1 protein-coding gene is annotated in these 1,194 nt (G+C 62.4%); it reads left to right on the top strand.

The window, feature by feature from the left end:
- Nucleotides 1-2 precede the first annotated feature (2 nt).
- On the top strand, nucleotides 3-1,193 hold the full coding sequence (gene tuf / locus NCCP691_RS21195; protein WP_220810559.1) for an elongation factor Tu: 1,191 nt from the start codon (nucleotides 3-5) through the stop codon (nucleotides 1,191-1,193).
- The last annotated feature ends 1 nt before the right edge of the window (nucleotide 1,194 follow it).

The raw sequence follows: 1,194 nt of genomic DNA on the forward strand, positions 1-1,194 counted from the left end.
AAATGGCAAAAGGCAAGTTTGAGCGGACCAAACCGCACGTGAATGTGGGCACGATCGGTCACGTTGACCATGGCAAGACCACGCTGACTGCTGCAATCGCAACCGTTCTGTCGGCCAAGTTCGGCGGCGAGGCGAAGAAGTACGACGAGATCGATGCGGCACCGGAAGAGAAGGCACGCGGCATCACGATCAACACCGCGCACGTCGAGTACGAGACCGCCGGCCGTCACTACGCTCACGTTGACTGCCCGGGTCACGCCGACTACGTCAAGAACATGATTACCGGTGCTGCGCAGATGGACGGCGCGATCCTGGTGTGCTCGGCCGCTGACGGCCCGATGCCGCAGACCCGCGAGCACATCCTGCTGGCGCGTCAGGTCGGTGTTCCGTACATCATCGTGTTCCTGAACAAGTGCGACATGGTCGACGACGCCGAGCTGCTCGAGCTGGTCGAAATGGAAGTGCGCGAACTGCTGTCGAAGTACGAATTCCCGGGCGACGATCTGCCGATCATCCGCGGTTCGGCCAAGCTGGCGCTGGAAGGCGACAAGGGCGAGCTGGGCGAGCAGGCGATCATGAAGCTGGCCGAGGCGCTCGACAGCTACATCCCGACGCCGGAGCGTGCCATTGACGGTACCTTCCTGATGCCGGTGGAAGACGTGTTCTCGATCTCCGGCCGCGGCACCGTGGTGACCGGTCGCGTCGAGCGCGGCATCATCAAGGTTGGCGAGGAAATCGAAATCGTCGGTATCCGCGACACCCAGAAGACCACCTGCACCGGCGTGGAGATGTTCCGCAAGCTGCTGGACCAGGGTCAGGCAGGCGACAACGTCGGCGTGCTGCTGCGCGGCACCAAGCGTGAAGACGTCGAGCGTGGCCAGGTGCTGGCCAAGCCGGGTTCGATCAAGCCGCACAGCCACTTCACCGGCGAAATCTACGTGCTGTCGAAGGACGAAGGCGGTCGTCACACCCCGTTCTTCAACAACTACCGTCCGCAGTTCTACTTCCGTACCACCGACGTCACCGGCGCGATCGAACTGCCGGCCGACAAGGAAATGGTGATGCCGGGCGATAACGTCTCGATCACGGTCAAGCTGATCAACCCGATCGCGATGGAAGAAGGTCTGCGCTTCGCCATCCGCGAAGGCGGCCGTACCGTCGGCGCCGGCGTCGTTGCCAAGATCATCGAGTAAT

The sequence above is a fragment of the Noviherbaspirillum aridicola genome (genome assembly GCF_019656455.1).
In the GTDB taxonomy this organism is placed as follows: domain Bacteria; phylum Pseudomonadota; class Gammaproteobacteria; order Burkholderiales; family Burkholderiaceae_D; genus Noviherbaspirillum; species Noviherbaspirillum aridicola.